Raw genomic sequence first — 18,371 nt, forward strand, 5'->3', positions numbered from 1 at the left:
ATGAGCAAAAAGGTTTTAATTATTCATCCTTATGATAAATCAACTAGTTTCTTAGATAGAATAAAAAATCATTTACTTGCTGAATTTCATGATAGCGTACATTATTTTAGTATTAAGCCTAATGAAAGGTCTCACAAGGAATGTTTAGAAGTTATTAAAAAATTTTCTGGAAATGGATTATTACTTTTTATGGGACATGGAAAAAGTAATTGTTTGTATGGTGCTAAAGCAGATAATTACGGCACTTTAGAAAATGAACTTATTAAAGCTGAGCAACCAGACAGTTATTTTTATGAAGACAATTTCATAAACATCCATAATATTGAGGTTTTTAATGAAAAAAAAATAATTTCTTTGTCCTGTAATTCTAATGCTCAATTAGGAAAAAAATCAGTTGAAAATGGAGCAAAAGTTTTTTTAGGATTCGGAGATCTACCTACCTCGATAGAGGAACTTAAAGAACAAGGTGAAGAAAGCAAAAATGGTATTTCTCTTGGAAAGATTGAACAAGCCCTAAAAACCGAGATTAACGACATTATCAAAAAGAGTATTAGAATAGGGATCAATAAAGACTACAACTTTTTAGAATTGGTTAAACTTATCCAATTTATTACTAATCAAAAAATAAGTCACTACTTAGTTAATCAAAAAAAGTTAAGTGAAAGAAAATTAATAGCAAATTATCTTTATACATTTAAACAAGAAATAAAGGTGTATGGTGACGGTAATGAAAAATTAATCTAAGATTTTATACATTTTATAATCTTAAGCCTTTTTAAAAATGAAAAACCTAATAACCCTAATAACCTGCCTATTCATCGTAACATCTTGCTACCAACCCAAAGAATATAATGAAGTTGAAGAAATAGGTAAAACCTACCTAGAAGAATCCCATTCCTACGCACAACCTAATGATGCAGTAACTACACATCTAGATCTCGATATTAATGTAGATTTTGAAACACAAGTAATTAGCGGTACGGCAACTTATGAAATTTTCAATAATGGTGCGACGCAAATCATTCTAGATAGCAAATTCTTAGAAATTGAAAGCGTTACTCAAAATGGTGAAGAAACTGATTTTGAATTAGGTGATTTTGATGAATCATTAGGACAACCGTTAACCGTTGTTATTAAAGAAGACACTAAACAAATTGCTGTCACCTACTCTACCACGGCAAAAACAGAAGCCTTACAATGGCTCAACGCTCAACAAACAGCAGACAAGACGAATCCATTTTTATTTACACAAGGTCAAGCCATTTTAACTCGAACATGGATTCCTATTCAGGACAGTCCGCAAGTGCGTATTACTTATGATGCGACTGTAAAAGTTCCTGCACAGCTTATGGCAGTTATGAGTGCTGAGAACCCTAAAGAGAAAACAGCAGATGGCGTTTACAAATTCAAGATGGAACAACCTATTCCGGCATACCTCATCGCTCTTGCCGTAGGTGATATAGAATACAAAGCGATAAGCAAACGTACTGGTGTTTATGCTGAGAAATCAATGCTGGACAAGGTGCACGAAGAGTTTTCTGATATGGAAAAAATGGTCGTTGCAGCAGAGAATTTATACGGAGTTTATGATTGGGAACAGTTTGATGTGATTGTGTTGCCGCCTAGTTTTCCTTTCGGTGGTATGGAAAATCCGCGATTGACATTTGCTACGCCTACAGTTATTGCAGGAGATAAAAGTTTGACTTCTCTTGTGGCACATGAGTTGGCCCATTCTTGGTCCGGTAATTTAGTGACTAACGCGACATGGAATGACTTCTGGCTTAATGAAGGTTTTACCGTTTATTTTGAAACTAGAATTATGGAAGCGCTTTACGGTAAGGACCGAGCTAATATGCTTGCATTAATAGGTCGTCAGGATCTTGAAGACGAGTTAGAAGCATTGAGTGAGTCACCTAATGACACAAAGTTAAAACTAGATCTAAAAGGCCGCAATCCAGATGATGGTATGAACAGCATCGCTTATGACAAAGGCTATCTGTTTTTACGCACGCTAGAAGAAAGCGTAGGGCGAGCAAAAATGGATGCTTTCTTAAAATCATATTTTAAGAAAAATGCATTCTCCACTACAAATACAGAAGACTTTATCACTTACCTCAACGAAAATTTACTGGAGAAAAACAACGTTACTTTCAATACTGAGGAATGGATTTACCAGCCTGGTGTGCCAGAAAATGCAGCAATCATAGAGTCTGATGCGTTTTCTAATGTAGAAATTACACTAGAGCAGTTCTTAGAAACAAATAAAATAGACACTGCCGTAACACAAAACTGGACACCACAAGAATGGGTGCATTTCGTACGTAATTTCCCTCCAGGTATAACTTTAGAACAAATGAAACAGCTAGACGACACCTTTGATTTTACCAACTCTAGCAATTCATATATCAGTATGGTATGGTTTGAACAGTCTATTTTAAACGGTTATGATGGTAATAATGTTGATTCTAAAATTTCAGAATTCTTGAATACAGTAGGAAGACGTTGGTATGTTACTACTCTTTTTAACGCTTTCGCGAAAGCGGACAGAATAGACGAAGCCCTAGAAATTTACAAAACCGCTAGAGGCAACTATCACAGTGTGACCGCAAATACGGTGGATGAGATGTTGGGGTACAAATAGTTTATTTCCAAATTCACTATTTATTCTAACAGCTCATTTTCTAATTTAAGGAAAGGTGGGCAAAACAAGCGGTAGCGAGATTTGGTCGGATAGGTTGATACGATGTTGGTAATTAAATCTAAGCTTTTCTTTATACAAGCATCCTTCAACCACTCCTGATTGCATCACGGCTAGTGCCGCGAAGCCAATCTGTCCTCGCCTATCCCAGAAATTTGCTCAAGCAAATTATCAGGGACTAAGGCAAAGAGCCTATTACATTCTTAACATTTAAAAGCTCCTTTCCTCAGATGAGGAAAGGTGGACAAAACGAGCGGTAGCGAGTTTTGGTCGGATAGGTTGACACGTTGTCGTAATTAAATCTAAGCTTTTCTTTATACAAGCATCCTTCAACCACTCCTGATTGCATCACGGCTGCTGCCGCGAGGCCAATCTGTCCTCGCCTATCCCAGAAATTTGCTCAAGCAAATTATCAGGGACTAAGGCAAGGAGCATCTGGTATTCTTTATATTTATAAGATCCTTTCCATAGGTGAGAAAAGAACTCAATTCATAGAATACGTTAAATGTTGGTTCATAATTAATTTTTAAAGTATCTTTTATCATTCTTAAATCGCATTGATAATTTAAAATTAAAAGCATGTCAGTTTCCATACAAGATCCCTTATTACCATTCTTACCTTTATTATATATCGCATGGGCTGATGGTGTTCTGGAAGAGACCGAAATAAATTTTATCAATAAAAAGATTAATGAGAACAAAACCATAAAAAAAGAAACCAAAGATATGGTTTGTAAATGGTTGAATCCTCAAAATCCACCATCTGCTAGAGTACTGGCTTATTGGAAAAACTACATAAAACAAAATGCAGATCTTTTAAATCCATCTGAAAAATCAGATTTATTTTCCATTGGTGCACAACTTGCAAAGAAGGAAGACACAGAGGATTGGGTAAATGATGAAACTAAAGAATCGCTCCATTTAATAGAAGATTATCTAGGGATAGTAAGTCGTGAAGCACTGCGATCTGTTTATGAAAACGATCCTGTCACCTCAACATACTTACCTACAGAAAACTTATCTGAAAAGGCATATTCTAAACCTTTAAAAGCTCTTTTACAACATGGTTATCCGGACATTAAATCTAGAGTCCAAAGTATTCTTGACCCTCATAAAGAAGCTATAGAAAGTTATGACGACGATTTAAAAACGCGCAAAGAAAAAGTACTAAAATGGTGTAAAGAACTAGCAAACGCAGGTTTAGGAAACCTAGCCTATCCGCCAGCTTATGGTGGATCTGGCTCTATGCCAAAATACGCTGCTGTTTTTGAAGAGGTATCTAAGTATGATTTGAGTTTAACAATCAAGTTTGGAGTTCATTTTGGATTATTCGGTGGTAGTGTAGAATCTTTAGGTACTAAAATCCATCATGATAAGTATTTAAAAGATATAGGTACGATGGCATTACCAGGTTGTTTTGCCATGACTGAAATGCACCATGGTAGTAATGTAAAAGCATTACAGACCACAGCTATTTATCAACCAGATGATAAGACCTTTATCATTAATACTCCATCACAATACGATAGAAAAACATACATAGGTAATGCTGGCATGCATGCTCAAATGGCAACCGTGTTTGCTCAACTTATAGTGAATGAAGAAGAGCACGGTATTCATGCTTTTCTAGTGCCTATTAGAGATAGTAAAGGAAATACCTTAGATAATATTACAATAGGTGATAATGGTCATAAGATGGGATTAAATGGTGTGGATAATGGTACGTTACATTTCAATGCTGTAAAAATTCCAAAAGAAAATTTGCTGAATAAATTTGGTGATGTGGACGAAGACGGTAAATACAACAGCCCTATAAGCAGTTCTTCAAAACGTTTCTTTACCATGCTAGGAACTCTAGTGGGTGGTAGACTTTGTGTCCCTATTGCAGGACAATCTGCTGCAAAAAAAGCTTTGAATATGGCTGTTTATTTTGCACTAGAACGCAAACAATTCGGACCACCAGGAAAAGAAGAGCAATCTGTTATGGATTATCCTACACATCAAAAGAAATTGATGCCGTTAATTGCAAATGTCTTTGCTTATGACTTTGCTCATGATTTCTTATTAAATGATTATTCAAATAATAAAGAAGCAGATAGCCAGCAAGTAGAAGCACTAGCTGCAGGATTAAAAGCACTGAGCACATGGAACACTACAGAAACTATACAGATATGTAGAGAATCTTGTGGAGGAAAAGGCTATTTAAGTGAAATGTATTTTGATCTACTTAAAGCAGATACAGACATATTTACCACATTTGAAGGAGATAATACCGTGTTGTTACAATTAACAGCTAAAAGTCGTTTGACCTATTTTAAAAAGCAATTTGGTAAAATGGACTGGTGGGATACTCTCAAATATATATCTAGTATTGCTTCCACTAATTTAAGTGAGTTGAATCCTCTCGTGACTAGAGACACGTCTGAAGGTCATTTATTAAGCAACGAGTTTCAGATCGATGCCTTTACGTATCGAGAAGAGTTCTCTTTACGCACACTTGCTATGCGATTAAGTAAGAAAATTAAAAATGGAATGGATAGTTATGATGCCTTCCTAGATGTTCAAGTACATTTAATTGATATGGCGAGCGCCTATATAGATCGAGTGGTTCTAGAACGATTTATCGTTACTATTGATGAACAAAAGGACGATAGTGTTAAAGAAGTACTGACATCACTTAAAAACCTATATGCTTTACACCTAATTGAGAAAAATAAAGGCTGGTACTTAGAACATGATTACATATCAGGATCAAAGTCGTTGGCCATAAATAAGCTTGTTGCAAAGCTTTGTAAAGAGTTAAAAGAAGAAAGTCAGCAGTTAGTTGATGCCTTTGATATACCTAGACACATGACAAAAACAGCTTTGAAGTTTTATTAAAATCTGAAAATCCATCTTTAAAAACGAGTATTAAATCTTGTTCTTAAAGATGGATTATATAATAAGTAATTAAAGATTATTGTTCGTTTTGTAATGTCTTTACATCTGCTATAAGATGGTTAATCGATGTGGTGTTTAAACCATTATAAATACCTCGTATATGTCGGTTTTTATCTACTAGAATAAAGTTCTCTGTATGTAAAAAATCATCATTACTTTTTATTTCTCCCAGATCTTCTTCTACAAAGTATTCATTTCTTCCTAGATTATAAATGACTTCCTTATCTCCAGTGACTAGATGCCATTTATTAGGATTCACCTTTTTTCTTTCCGCATATTTTTGTAAAACCTCTGGTGTATCAAAATCTGGAGTTACAGAATGAGAAAGTAACATAACATCGTCACTTTGTAAAAACTCCTCTTGAATACGAGTCATATTTTCGGCCATTTTAGGACATATACCTGGGCATACTGTAAAAAAGAAATCTGTGATATAGATTTTATTATCAAAGGTCTTATTAGTAACGATTTGCCCATTTTGATTAGTCAACTCAAAATCAGGAATTTTATGAAAATCTTTTAGAGAATCGCTATCACTAGAAAACCATTGTGGAGTAAAACTAGCCTCACCATAATATGGCAGTGCCTCTACTCTACTTTCATTTTTTTGTATTCTTAATGTCGTTGTTTTTTCAGGTTCTGTTTTACAGCTAGAAATAAATAAAACACTACAAAGTATCAGACACCACAGACTGGTTCTCGAGGTTAAAGCAAAGAGTTGCTCTTTTAAGACCAAAGATTCTGCCATTTTTTGCTTCATAATTATTGTAGATTTTTCCGTTTTCGCGATAAGCGGTTTGCATGCCGTCTTCACGTCCATTAAGTAGATTCATTTCTTTAAAAATAGAACCAGACTTGTAATATTGGGTCTGTTTACCTTGTGCTATACCATTTTCAAATAAAGCTACAGATCTTAAATTCCCATTACTCCACCACGATCTAGTGGTTCCATCTTGTAAACCGTTTTTATAATTAGATTCAAAACTGAGCAATCCTGTTTCAAACCACTTTTTATAAATTCCATTACGTTTACCATTAAGGTAGGCGATCTTCTCTGCCATGACATCTTTATTATAATGTTGCACCGCATATCCTGTAAAGGGCTGCTCTTTAAAAAGAAGAAGCCCTTCATTAGGTTTTAAAGTCAATTCCTTTTTATCCACTTCTACCAGCTGTATTGAATTCTCCATTTGAGAATCATTTTTACAACCTATCGTTAAAGCGATAATAAATAAGAATATACTACTGTATGTTATTTGCTGTACCTTGATAATCTCCTGGGAATATGATGTAATACTGACTTAAATATAACTCGTTTTGAATGTGGTAATGATACTCTGCAGTAGTTGTGTGCTGCGTTGTAGATGTATGACCGCCAGACGCATCAAGATCTGTAGGATATGTACCTGTAGAGTTACATTTTCTACCGTAGATAAAGAAACCATCAGATATAATACCTATTAACGCATCATCATCATCAGAAAAAGCCTTAGGTTCTAAGTGGTAATGATAACTCTGTGGACCTGTGTGTGCAGCTGTATAATCTAGAGAACCTACTGCATTATCAAGAGGTACATTAGGACCTTCTTCATCATTATAAATAACAGAACCACTTACAGCAATTCCTATAGCACCTAATCCTGTAGCAGATGAACTAGAAGCTAACGCTGGAGATGCAGGAACTGTTAATGTGTAAGAACCATTAAAATCGTCAATATTACCAGGTGCCATTTCTGCCTCACTAGTTACAGTAGGGTCTACATATAATACGTGATCTGTAGCCGCTGGCCCAGTTACTACCACGTTTCCATCTGGACCTGTTAAAGAACGTGTGTTAGTATTAGACCAGTATGGAGAAGTATGATTAGGCAAACCGTTAGTTTCTATAACAAAATTAGAACCACTTACCATCGCTGTCACATTATTAGAATCAAAGTCTGCAAAGGCAGCGTGTAATTCTGTAGTGGCAACACCACCGTCATCATCTGTTGGAGTGCCTGATGACGCATCGTCGTCAGACCCACATGAAGTTAATAGAGCTCCTGAAGTTAACCCTAGTACTAGTAGGTTCAACATTATTTTTTTTGAAAGTAATTTCATAGTCAATAATTTTAAGTGAAAGAGGTACTTCCCGTACGTCATTAAACTATTAGACTTACAAAATACATAAAGGTTTAATTAATTCTTAAATAAATTATAAAATATTAATCTTAACAGTTATTTTAATCTTAAAATTAATAGAATTTGCAATAAAACAAAGTTGGTGTGCTTTTTCATGCAAGCTTATCGCTAGAGATTTTTGATCGTTATTTTTAATAGTAACTACAGGATTTAACTGGACTGTTTTAAAACCGCCACTAGCATCGGGATGTAACTCGAGTATTCCACTTGCTGTGTCTTTATAACCCATAATTTCTATCCCTTCCTGCTGGCATACATAGAAGTAAGACATCATATGACAGGAAGAAAGTGCGCTAAGTAGTAAATCTTCTGGATTACGTTTATCTGGCTCGCCTTTAAATTCTCTAGCGGCGCTGACGTTTATACTCTCCTTTCCATCAATTGTAGAAGTATGAGTTTTAGGATTAACAAATTGATTTTTTTGCCATTGGGTATGGACTTCAAAATGAAATTCCTTTTTCATCTATTTTTAAATTATCGTTGTAGATATTCCGTATCTCGCTTTCGCGAAAGCGTACAACCAGACAAAAATTAAACCTAAAATAAGCCCCATAAAAGCGCCCATAAGCACATCTCCTAAATAGTGAACCCCTAGGTAGACACGGCTATAGGCTACTAATACTGACCAGACGATCATAACGGTACCTATCGTTTTATGTTTTCTCTTTAATAGAAACCACAAGAATGTGGCTAGCGCAACGGCGCTGCTGGCATGACCACTATAAAACCCATAAGTACCGCCACTCTTACCTACTTTAGAAATAAGTCCTTCTAATGCTGGCTCTCTAAAAGGGCGGAATCTTTCCATGCTGTCTTTAAAGAAACTAGCTAGTTGATCGCTACAGGTTATTAGTAACGCTATAGCTATTAATGCAATAACTAGATTGCGTGTACCCAGTTTCTTATATAAAATATATAAAACAAAGAGATATAAAGGAATCGCGTACAGCTTATGAGTGATAACGTTAAAGAATAAATCTACAGCATCATTACCCCAATCGTTAAGAAAAAGTGTCGCGTCCCAGTCTAATTGTTTGATATCTTCCATTTACTTTTCGTAAAGTTCCATTTGCTCATCATAGAATCTGCTCGCTTCTTCGATAAGATTTTTAGTTTCTTCTTCTAGCTCCTCAGCATCTTCTTTAGTCACCTCTTCTAGAAACTCTACCTCATCATCTTTAAGGTTGATGATAAATCTTGGGTAATCTAGGTGAATGACAAAAATATCTTCAGGATAATGAACGTTATCGCCCATAAGAAATCTAGGAAGTTCCATTAGTTGTTTTTATTAGGTAAAAATATCGTTTTAGTATCGATTAATCTCTTTTAAAACCAGCTTTACCTTATTTAATGATGCAATCTAATAAATTCTGAATATAGAATTCACTATATAGAATTGAAAAAACTAAATTTGTTCCATGCGAAAGAAACTAAGAGCTGATAATTTACAGAAATCCTATAAAGGTCGTCCGGTAGTTAAGGGCGTGTCTTATGAAGTGAATCAAGGAGAAATAGTAGGATTATTAGGACCTAACGGTGCTGGTAAAACCACTTCTTTTTACATGACAGTAGGACTGGTAAAACCTACTGGTGGTGACGTGTGGCTGGACGATAAAAAAATCACACAATACCCTATGTACAAACGTGCGCAAAATGGTATAGGTTATCTAGCACAAGAGGCTTCTATCTTTAGAAAATTAACCGTAGAAGAAAATATACTAGGTGTATTACAACTGACTGACCTTTCTAAGAAAGAACAAAAAGAACGTTGTGAAAAACTTCTAGAAGAATTTAGTTTGCAAGACCGTCGCAATAGAAATGGTGATTTATTAAGTGGTGGTGAGCGACGCCGTACAGAAATAGCTCGCGCGCTAGCAACAGACCCTACTTTTATATTACTAGATGAGCCGTTTGCAGGTGTAGATCCAGTTGCGGTAGAAGACATACAGAGAATAGTTGCACAACTGACTAAGAAAAATATAGGTATTCTTATTACTGACCATAACGTGCAAGAAACGCTCGCTATTACTGACCGTACGTACTTAATGTTTGAAGGTAAGATCCTAAAACACGGTTCTCCAGAAGAACTTGCTGAAGATGAAGTGGTACGTCGAGTTTATTTAGGACAGAATTTTGAGTTGAGAAAGAAGAAGATTTTTGAGTAGAATTTATATCTAATCAAAAGTTTACAGAAATTGATTTCTCTTATGCATTTCAGAAATCCGAATGCGTTGATCAATTTTCAAATCATGAAAATCTGGATATTTATAGTCTAAAATTTCCTTTCCTATTTTTTGATTGTTTATCAGTTCCTTTCTTTTAGTTTCAAAAATCACTCCCCATTTTTCATATTCCTCATTATCATGGAGTATCAAAGAATTAATAGCATTAAGAGAAACAAAAGAGATATCATTGTTGATTGTTTTACAAATTTCTTTATATACCAAATCATTATCCTTTGCAAATTTTGATAATTCAATAACCGATTGAACTCTTATTTTAAAGTCTTTAGATTTTAAGCCTAGAAATAAAAAAACAATATCACCATCCTTTGATGCGTCTTCAATAACTGAACTCGTAATTTTCAAAACACCTTTCTTATATAAAAATCTAATAGGTTTAATCATGCTTAACGAGGTTTCAAGACTTCATACTTTTCTCAACTATATTTTGAAAGCTTTTCTACTCATCACATTATTCACCACACTCATCAAGATATAAATCACGATAATGCAAGGCACTGCATAAATTTGAAGTGTTGCTATCAATGTAATACACAAAGCGATAAAGATCCAGCGTATTTCATTTCCTTTCCAGCCGAAGTTTTTAAACTTTAAAGCAAATAGAGGCAATTCTGCATTGAGAATATAAACACTTAACAATGTTATAACCGTTAAAACATAAGGATTAGTCAGCGCCTCTGTAACCCAGCCAGCGTTGTAATCTTGTGCGATAATACCTAATGAAATAATCAAAATCGCATTTGCCGGTGTCGGTACTCCTATAAAAGAATCGGTCTGTCTGGTGTCTATATTGAATTTCGCCAGTCGGTAACAACTACCTAAAGTGATTAAAAAACCTATTACTGGCACAAATGGATGTGCATACCACTGCTCTGGTGGTGCTGCCTCAAAACTTGTTATCGTATTTGTCAGGTTATATCCTACAGCATCGCTCAACATTTGATACATGACTATTCCTGGTACAAGACCACTAGTAACCATGTCTGCAAGAGAGTCCAGTTGTTTACCTAGCTCGCTAGAAACGTGGAGCAATCTCGCGGCAAGACCATCAAAAAAGTCAAAAAATATTCCAGCTGCTACAAAAATCCCAGCCAGAATAAGCTGGTCATTAAACGCATAAATAGCTCCTATACATCCACAAAGCAGATTCAATAATGTAATAATATTAGGTACCCAATTCTTCATGATACAAATATGCAGTTTTTTACTGATGTGTTTTGCCTACTTTTGAGGCAATATCCACAGATTATCATAGTTATTAACTCAGAAACTAAGATATTTGTGACTTACTAAAATTTGTACTTGAAAAATTATTACTTTTTACTATTTGCTTTATGCTCTGTATGTGCCCAAGCGCAGACATCTAGAGCCTATTCTAACGAATTTTTAAATATAGGAGTAGATGCCGCAGCTCTAGGAATGAGTAATGCTGTAGTCGCAAGTACAGATAATGTAAACTCTGTTTACTGGAATCCTGCTGGATTAATAAGAATGGAAGAGCAAGAACTATCCTTAATGCACTCGAGCTACTTTGCAAACATTGCTCAATTTAATTATGGAGCATATGCCATGCCTATAGATGATCAAAGTGCTTTTGGCTTTTCTGTCATACGATTTTCTGTAGATGATATTTTAAATACCACACAGCTTATAGACGATCAAGGAAATATAAACTACGATCGTATTTCTACCTTTTCTACCGCAGACTGGGCTTTTACATTCTCCTATGCTAGAGAGTCAAAACTAGATGGTTTTTCTTATGGAGCAAATGCCAAAGTTATACGCCGTGTCATAGGTGAATTTGCAAGCTCATGGGGTTTTGGATTTGATGTAGGGTTACAATTTAAACGTGGCGACTGGCAGGTAGGTTTTATGGCACGCGACATTACAACTACCTACAACACATGGGCTATTGATGAAGAGAAGTTTGCCGAAATAAGCGGTGCTGTAGAAAATCAGAATCAGGAATTACCAGAAACTACCGAGATTACATTACCTAAATTACAATTAGGACTAGCGAGAACATTTACATTTCACTACGACCACGTTCTTACTGCCGAGGTTGATCTGAACATGCGATTTATACAAACTAACGATATTATTTCTAGCAGTGCCGTAAGTGCTACACCAGCGCTAGGTCTAGAATATGGATTTACCGACTTAGTATTTGTGCGTGCAGGAGTAGGTAATTTTCAAAACGTGCAACAACTAGACGGTAACGACAGTGTCACCTTTCAACCTAATATAGGTATAGGTTTTAAGTACAAAGGAATCGCAGTAGACTATGCACTTACCGATATAGGAGATTCTAGCGAGGCGTTGTATTCTAATGTCTTTTCAGTCAATATCGACCTATCTGTTTTCAGTAAGTAAGAGATTAACTTCCTATTCGATTTTTAATTATATGCAAAGACCTTAACTTAGCAACAGATTAATTTATACATGAAACTTACCAGCATATTACTAGCCATTTTATCAGGAATTCTATTATGGTTAGGATGGCCTACTTATGGGTTTGCAGGGCTATTATTTGTCGCATTTGTGCCATTACTTATTTCAGAACGTAAATTGCGTTTAAGCGATGGTAAAAAAATCGCTGGAAAAGTATTCTTACACTCCTATCTTACTTTTTTCATTTGGAATATCGCAACAACATACTGGTTGTATTTCTCCACGCCATTTGGTATGTGGTTTGCTGTTTTAGTAAATACAGCGTTAATGAGTCTGGTTTTTTTAGGTTATCATTACCTAGCTAGAAAAGCAACACAAGGCGCAGCACTTACCTTTCTCGCCTGTTTATGGATCAGTTTTGAGAGATTGCATTTGGACTGGGATTTTTCATGGCCTTGGCTCAATTTAGGTAACGGTTTTAGCGAGACTACCTCTTGGATTCAGTGGTATGAGTATACTGGTACCTTTGGCGGTTCTTTATGGATATGGCTGGTTAATATATTTATTTTTATTGCTCTGTTACGCTTTCGCGAAAGCGGACTTACCACAAAGCGCAAATTCATTATCAAACGCTCTATAGTACTTACAGCTATAGTCATAGTTCCTATACTTATTTCACAGGCCCTAGTCATAGATAGTATATCCTTTCAAAAAGGTGATGGTACAAATGTCGTGATCGTACAACCTAATATTGATCCATATGAGGAGAAATATTACCTCACTAACGATAGTATTATTCAAACTATCATGAGTCTGGCAAAACCAGAAATGGACCAGTTTACCGATCTAATTATTACACCAGAAACCGTACTAGCAGATGACGTACGGCTGAATAACCTCACTCAACTTAAATTCCACCCTACAGTACTTTCCGTAAGACAAGAATTATACGATTACCCTAATACCAATTATCTAGGTGGTATTTCTATAGATGAAGTGTTTACAGATAAACGTAGAGCGACCGGTCAGACTAATTTATTTAGAGATGGGAGAACGCTTTACAACAGTTACAATAGCGCTATGTTTCTATCTGCTAGTGGCTCTTTAGGATTGTATAATAAATCAAAACTAGTCGTAGGTGTTGAAAATTTCCCCTACAAGAGTATACTGCAACCTATTTTAGGTGACGCTATGCTAGATTTAGGCGGTACCGTTTCTACTAAGACTACTCAAGAAGATAGAACTGTATTTACGGCTATCGATTCTACCGTGGTTGCTCCGGTAATATGCTACGAGTCTGTTTATGGAGAGTATGTTACTGATTATGTGAAAAATGGCGCACAAATTTTAGCCATTATCACCAATGATGCCTGGTGGAATGATACACAAGGACACAAACAACATTTAAGCCTGGCTAGATTGCGAGCGATAGAAAATAGAAGATGGATAGCGCGTAGTGCAAATACCGGTATAAGTGCTATCATAGATGATCGTGGTGCTATTAAACAATCATTAGGTTATGAAGATCAAGGTGTTTTAAAGGGAACTTTACTGCCTAAAACAGAGCTCACATTTTACACCACTCATGGAGATTATATTGCTAGAATAGCCACAGTAATGGGATTGTTTGTACTTCTCTTCAGTATTTTTAGAAGAGGAAAAATGAAGCGAAAATAACTACTGACCTTTAAAGAAGATTACTGTACTTAGTGTTTTTACTATTATTCTTATATCTAAAAACACACTGCGTTTTTTGATATAAAATAGATCGTACTGCAGTTTTCTTAAGTGATCTTCGTCAGTAACACCATATTTAGTCTTTACCTGTGCCCAACCTGTTAAACCTGGTTTTACGACATGGCGCGTTTCATAAAAAGGAATTTTTTCTGACAGTTGTTCTACAAATATCTCTCTTTCTGGTCTAGGGCCTATCACACTCATATCCCCTTTTAGGATGTTTAAAAATTGAGGGAATTCATCAATACGTGTAGCTCTCAAAAACTTACCGAACTTTGTAATACGTGCGTCATTTACAACAGCAAATTGTGCTCCAGATTTTTCTGCATCAGTAACCATTGTTCTGAATTTAATAATCTTGAATAGTTTTCTATTAAGACCTACTCTTTCTTGTGTATAAAATAAAGGACCTCTATTGCCTATTAAATTCCCTAAAAAAACAAATGGAACTAATGCTATACCTATAAGGATACCTAAAACAGAAGCTACTAAATCAAATAAACGATGGTATACTAAATACAATCTATTTTGATTATTACGTGCAAATGGAAAGTACCTATAAAAATCTTTACCTACATATTGTACAGGTACTCTATCTGTCATTTCTTCATACACTTGAGTGTATTCTCTAACAGAATAGCCGTTTTCTACTAGTTCAATAAGCCATTTATAAAGATTAGAAGTTATTCCTTCTACCTCATTACTAGCCACGACTATCTCTGTAACCGACTGATCATGTAATAACTCGTGAGCATCTTTTATACCTATAGATTTAACTCCTACTATATGACCTTGCTCTATTGCTGGACCTGTATTTATAAAGCCGCTTATATTATAATTAGGATCTACGTCTTGCAAAGTTTGAGCTACCAATGCTGCATCACTGGAGTCTGCAATGATTATGATATTCTTGTTAAATCTAGAACTAGCAAATAACTTTATATAAACAGCTCTCCATAAAAGCAATGGTAAGGTAACTGCTAGATAGAAGTATAAAATCTGTATTCTATTTTCTGGTAGTACCGGTGTAAAAAACGGTGTCAGTAAATACACTAACGATGTTACCGATCCTGTACTTACAGCACTTCTTAGAGTACCAGTAATACGACTGGCTCTTTGAAGGTTATACATTTCAAAAACTGTAGCAAAAAACAATAAATAACCTGCGAGAATCACAGACCACATCCACTGTCGCTCATTGATCAAAAAATAATCAAATTGAAAAATGATTCCTAATAAATACAATGCACTTAAAACCACTATAACATCAATAAAACGCAACAGTATTTTGCGTTCAGACATTTCAAAATGAATAGGTTTTGACACTTTGGTTAAGCTTTAAGCATGTAAATATACATTTTTATACGTCTAGCAATGCTCTCCAATCTTTACTTACTTCACTCCATGAAAATTGATGAGCGTACTTTTTTGCTGTTTTAATGATGGTGTCACACTCTAACGGACTAGTTATCAACTCATCTACCGATTTCACCATCGCATTAACATCATTATCCGGAATTAATTTACCAGTAATTCCATTATCAATAAGATAAGAAATACCACCTACATTAGTGGATATGATAGGTAAACCTACTGCCATAGCTTCTATTAAACTTACCGGTAAGTTGTCAAAATGCGTCGTATTGATAAAAATGTTCTGTGATTTACTTAATTCTACCCATTGTTTTTTAGATAATAATCCTGTAAAAGTCACTTTTATATCTAGACTATTAGCCAGTCTTTTACATGCCACTTGGCTACCATCTTTATCTGGACCAACCATAGTTAGACTAGCTGTGGGATATTTTTCTTTAAGTTCTTTTAAAACCAGTACTGCCATTTGCGGATTATAAATTTCGGCAAATGAACGTACCCAAAGTAATTTAGGCTCTGTTATTGATCTTTCTGTAAAAGGATAATTTTCTATTTCAATAAAGTTATTGATCTTAATAATATTATTAAACCCTGCATTTATAAATGCTGAACTTAAAAAATCACTTGGACTTATTACTTTATAAGCGTTATCAAGAAAATGTTTAATGGCTTTAGGATTTTTCTCTATCCTGCTAGGTAAATTACCTCCATGTAATATAGGAATGTACTTAATATTTAAGGACTTACAAATACGCGAGATAGTGATTGCATACCAAAAGTTCTTAGTACTATACGTATCAATTAACACCACGTCTGCCCATTTTCTATTTAAGTAGGTCATGCGCATCATGTGCAACATGCGTTTGCTTATGTTTTTTACAGAAGAAGCATACCTTACCTGATAACCTTCTTTTTGTAACAATGGCCCTAAGGTATCTATAGTTGTAGCTGTTGCACCGTGTTGTGCTAGTTTGTTACCTATGTAGAGGATATTCTTCATTAAGCTACTGCAATAATGGGAGATTCTAATTCAGTTTTTTGTTTTTTCTTAACCTTAGGTTTAAACACATAAAGTAGTGATAATCCATAGAAAAAAGCAGGGGCTGCAATACGCATCGCACTGTGATTAATAGTAGCAATCCAGAAAATCAGGAACGCATAAAAATAGATATTTCCTTTATGTGAAAGCCGGAATATGAGTGGTGTAAATATTAAAACCAGTAAAGACAGTATACCTATACTGCCATGCTCAGAAAGTAATCTACTGGTCTCGTTATGAGATGCGGCCAGAATACCATCTTTTTTTGCCCTATAGTATTTTACCTGACCTGCTCCTATACCTGCAATAGGATTCTCTAAAAAGGCCTCAATTTCTATCGATATTAATTTTGCCCTTCCTGTAGATAAATCAGACTTAGCCCTTCCTGCCGCATCTTCATTTGCATATCGTTTATCTATAAGACCATTAGTTACAAGAGAAGTAAAACCCCATGCTAGTAATAGCCCTAAACCTATTACCGCTAACTTGGGTAAAAATGAAATCCTAAACTCAGATCTTTTTAAAATAAATAAGGTCCCTATAACGGCTATAATCATTAAGAACGCCGTAATAACTCCACCACGTGAAAAGGTAACCCAACCTCTATATGTCATTCCTAATAATAGAGTAATATCCATGATATTATACCACATATTTTTAATACGTAAAAAACGTACAAAGCAAATAAACATACCTATACCTAATGCTGTTGCGACCTGATTAGGCCCATAACCACCAGAAGCTGCAAAGTTAGAAGCCGTATCTGTAATCACGTCACGTATATCTGGTGTCACCACAAATAGATAAAACATGAGCATGACTATAGGCCCTACACTCAATTTTAAAATCTCGTCTAGTCTATCAGTACTTATTCTACGCTGGAAACAGTAAATAGCGACTATACCTAGCGTTACCGGACCACTTAAATTAAAAGCTACCGCTTTTCTTAAAGACTCTGATATAGGTATATTTTGTGATGCAACCACGATACTGGGGACCAACAGTAGTAAGTAGAACACAAAGGGAATCGATTTCAGTGAAAAACCACGCAGCAATATTCCAGCCAGCATAAAGGCTATCACTAGATATTTAATCATCTCATAGAAAAACAGCGCACTATTCATACGCAAGAAAACCTCTAAGCAGGATAGATAACAACAGGCCAGTATAACCTCCATGTTCTTATCTGCACTTGTAAATAGTCTTAGTATAAAATATATAATTGCTCCATAAAAAAACACCTTAATTAAAAATGGAAAAGCGATCATAAAGATCGTGATCAGAATATGGCCTGCTATTATAAACGGATAAGGCAGTTTCTCAAACTTGATCATTAAAAATGGGAGGAATTAAGTGTCATCACAAAACGCAAATTTACTGTAATAAAAATAAGGCTTATTATTTTTGGTAAATCTAGATTATAACTGTGCTTTAATTTTAAGCAACTCGGCTTTAACATGTTCTAGTTTGCTTATTATTTCAAAGGTATTAAGCTCATTTTTATGATTTTTCATATAATCTTGAGCACCATCTAGTGTAAAACCTTTTTCTTTTACTAGATGATAGATGGTTTTAAGGTTTTCTATATCCGTTTTAGAAAACTTGCGATTACCTCTTGAATTTTTTTTAGGCTTTAAAACGTCAAATTCTTTTTCCCAAAAACGCACCAAAGATGCATTTACTTGAAATGCTTTGGTTACTTCTCCCATGGAGTAGTATAATTTTTCTGGAAGTTCTATATGCATGATATGCTTATAACGTGTTTAAA

At 35.1% G+C, this 18,371-nt stretch carries 18 protein-coding genes; 6 read left to right on the forward strand and 12 right to left on the reverse strand.

Annotated features, from left to right (window positions below; translation table 11 throughout):
- From ACJJVN_RS01205 to ACJJVN_RS01215, 3 genes are all read left to right on the forward strand, one after another.
- A complete protein-coding gene (locus tag ACJJVN_RS01205; protein ID WP_405376874.1) occupies nucleotides 1–744 on the forward strand; it encodes a hypothetical protein in 744 nt (247 codons plus the stop codon).
- A 37-nt stretch (nucleotides 745–781) separates the two neighbouring features.
- Nucleotides 782–2,641 carry a M1 family metallopeptidase gene (locus ACJJVN_RS01210; protein ID WP_405376875.1) on the forward strand — a complete coding sequence of 620 codons (1,860 nt, stop codon included), beginning with the start codon at nucleotides 782–784 and terminating at the stop codon, nucleotides 2,639–2,641.
- 636 nt (nucleotides 2,642–3,277) lie between these two features.
- A complete protein-coding gene (locus ACJJVN_RS01215; RefSeq protein WP_405376877.1) occupies nucleotides 3,278–5,578 on the forward strand; it encodes an acyl-CoA dehydrogenase in 2,301 nt (766 codons plus the stop codon).
- A gap of 76 nt (nucleotides 5,579–5,654) precedes the next feature.
- On the opposite strand, the gene ACJJVN_RS01220 is transcribed toward ACJJVN_RS01215, so the two are convergent.
- From ACJJVN_RS01220 to ACJJVN_RS01245, 6 genes are all read right to left on the reverse strand, one after another.
- Entirely contained in the window at nucleotides 5,655–6,386 is a 732-nt protein-coding gene (locus ACJJVN_RS01220; RefSeq protein WP_405376879.1) for an SCO family protein, read from the reverse strand.
- Nucleotides 6,307–6,828, reverse strand: coding sequence for a toxin-antitoxin system YwqK family antitoxin (locus ACJJVN_RS01225; protein ID WP_405376881.1), 522 nt, complete (start codon nucleotides 6,826–6,828; stop codon nucleotides 6,307–6,309). Before ACJJVN_RS01225 ends, ACJJVN_RS01220 begins: the two co-directional genes overlap by 80 nt.
- A 52-nt stretch (nucleotides 6,829–6,880) precedes the next feature.
- On the reverse strand, nucleotides 6,881–7,738 hold the full coding sequence (locus tag ACJJVN_RS01230) for a YHYH protein (RefSeq protein ID WP_405376882.1): 858 nt from the start codon (nucleotides 7,736–7,738) through the stop codon (nucleotides 6,881–6,883).
- Nucleotides 7,739–7,832: 94 nt separating this feature from the next.
- A complete protein-coding gene (locus ACJJVN_RS01235; RefSeq protein ID WP_405376884.1) occupies nucleotides 7,833–8,282 on the reverse strand; it encodes an OsmC family protein in 450 nt (149 codons plus the stop codon).
- A 6-nt stretch (nucleotides 8,283–8,288) separates the two neighbouring features.
- Nucleotides 8,289–8,867, reverse strand: coding sequence for a phosphatase PAP2 family protein (locus tag ACJJVN_RS01240; RefSeq protein ID WP_405376886.1), 579 nt, complete (start codon nucleotides 8,865–8,867; stop codon nucleotides 8,289–8,291).
- The gene (locus tag ACJJVN_RS01245; protein ID WP_104516606.1) at nucleotides 8,868–9,095 is read right to left on the reverse strand and encodes a hypothetical protein; all 228 of its coding nucleotides are present in this window, start codon (nucleotides 9,093–9,095) and stop codon (nucleotides 8,868–8,870) included.
- A gap of 142 nt (nucleotides 9,096–9,237) precedes the next feature.
- Between ACJJVN_RS01245 and lptB the strand changes: the two genes are divergently transcribed.
- Nucleotides 9,238–9,984, forward strand: coding sequence for an LPS export ABC transporter ATP-binding protein (gene lptB / locus ACJJVN_RS01250; protein ID WP_104516607.1), 747 nt, complete (start codon nucleotides 9,238–9,240; stop codon nucleotides 9,982–9,984).
- 21 nt (nucleotides 9,985–10,005) lie between these two features.
- Here the strand turns inward: lptB and ACJJVN_RS01255 are convergent, their stop codons facing one another.
- Together ACJJVN_RS01255 and ACJJVN_RS01260 are read right to left on the reverse strand one after the other, a co-directional pair.
- Nucleotides 10,006–10,446, reverse strand: coding sequence for a hypothetical protein (locus ACJJVN_RS01255; RefSeq protein ID WP_405376887.1), 441 nt, complete (start codon nucleotides 10,444–10,446; stop codon nucleotides 10,006–10,008).
- A gap of 36 nt (nucleotides 10,447–10,482) precedes the next feature.
- Nucleotides 10,483–11,247, reverse strand: a complete 765-nt coding sequence (locus tag ACJJVN_RS01260) for a CDP-alcohol phosphatidyltransferase family protein (RefSeq protein ID WP_405376888.1) — start codon at nucleotides 11,245–11,247, stop codon at nucleotides 10,483–10,485.
- 117 nt (nucleotides 11,248–11,364) lie between these two features.
- On the opposite strand from ACJJVN_RS01260, the gene ACJJVN_RS01265 reads away from it, so the two are divergent.
- A complete protein-coding gene (locus tag ACJJVN_RS01265; protein ID WP_104516610.1) occupies nucleotides 11,365–12,435 on the forward strand; it encodes a PorV/PorQ family protein in 1,071 nt (356 codons plus the stop codon).
- 69 nt (nucleotides 12,436–12,504) lie between these two features.
- On the forward strand, nucleotides 12,505–14,130 hold the full coding sequence (gene lnt, locus ACJJVN_RS01270; protein WP_405376889.1) for an apolipoprotein N-acyltransferase: 1,626 nt from the start codon (nucleotides 12,505–12,507) through the stop codon (nucleotides 14,128–14,130).
- On the opposite strand, the gene ACJJVN_RS01275 is transcribed toward lnt, so the two are convergent.
- From ACJJVN_RS01275 to ACJJVN_RS01290, 4 genes are all read right to left on the reverse strand, one after another.
- Nucleotides 14,131–15,516, reverse strand: a complete 1,386-nt coding sequence (locus ACJJVN_RS01275; protein WP_405376890.1) for a sugar transferase — start codon at nucleotides 15,514–15,516, stop codon at nucleotides 14,131–14,133.
- 34 nt (nucleotides 15,517–15,550) lie between these two features.
- Complete coding sequence (locus tag ACJJVN_RS01280) at nucleotides 15,551–16,564, reverse strand: glycosyltransferase family 4 protein (RefSeq protein WP_405376891.1); 1,014 nt, start codon at nucleotides 16,562–16,564, stop codon at nucleotides 15,551–15,553.
- On the reverse strand, nucleotides 16,564–17,937 hold the full coding sequence (locus ACJJVN_RS01285; RefSeq protein WP_405371150.1) for an O-antigen ligase family protein: 1,374 nt from the start codon (nucleotides 17,935–17,937) through the stop codon (nucleotides 16,564–16,566). The genes ACJJVN_RS01280 and ACJJVN_RS01285 overlap by 1 nt, the downstream gene beginning before the upstream one ends.
- Nucleotides 17,938–18,021: 84 nt before the next feature.
- The gene (locus ACJJVN_RS01290) at nucleotides 18,022–18,348 is read right to left on the reverse strand and encodes a MerR family transcriptional regulator (RefSeq protein WP_104516615.1); all 327 of its coding nucleotides are present in this window, start codon (nucleotides 18,346–18,348) and stop codon (nucleotides 18,022–18,024) included.
- Between the last annotated feature and the right edge of the window lie 23 nt (nucleotides 18,349–18,371).

This window comes from Nonlabens sp. Asnod3-A02, assembly GCF_045063755.1.
Lineage (GTDB): Bacteria > Bacteroidota > Bacteroidia > Flavobacteriales > Flavobacteriaceae > Nonlabens > Nonlabens xylanidelens.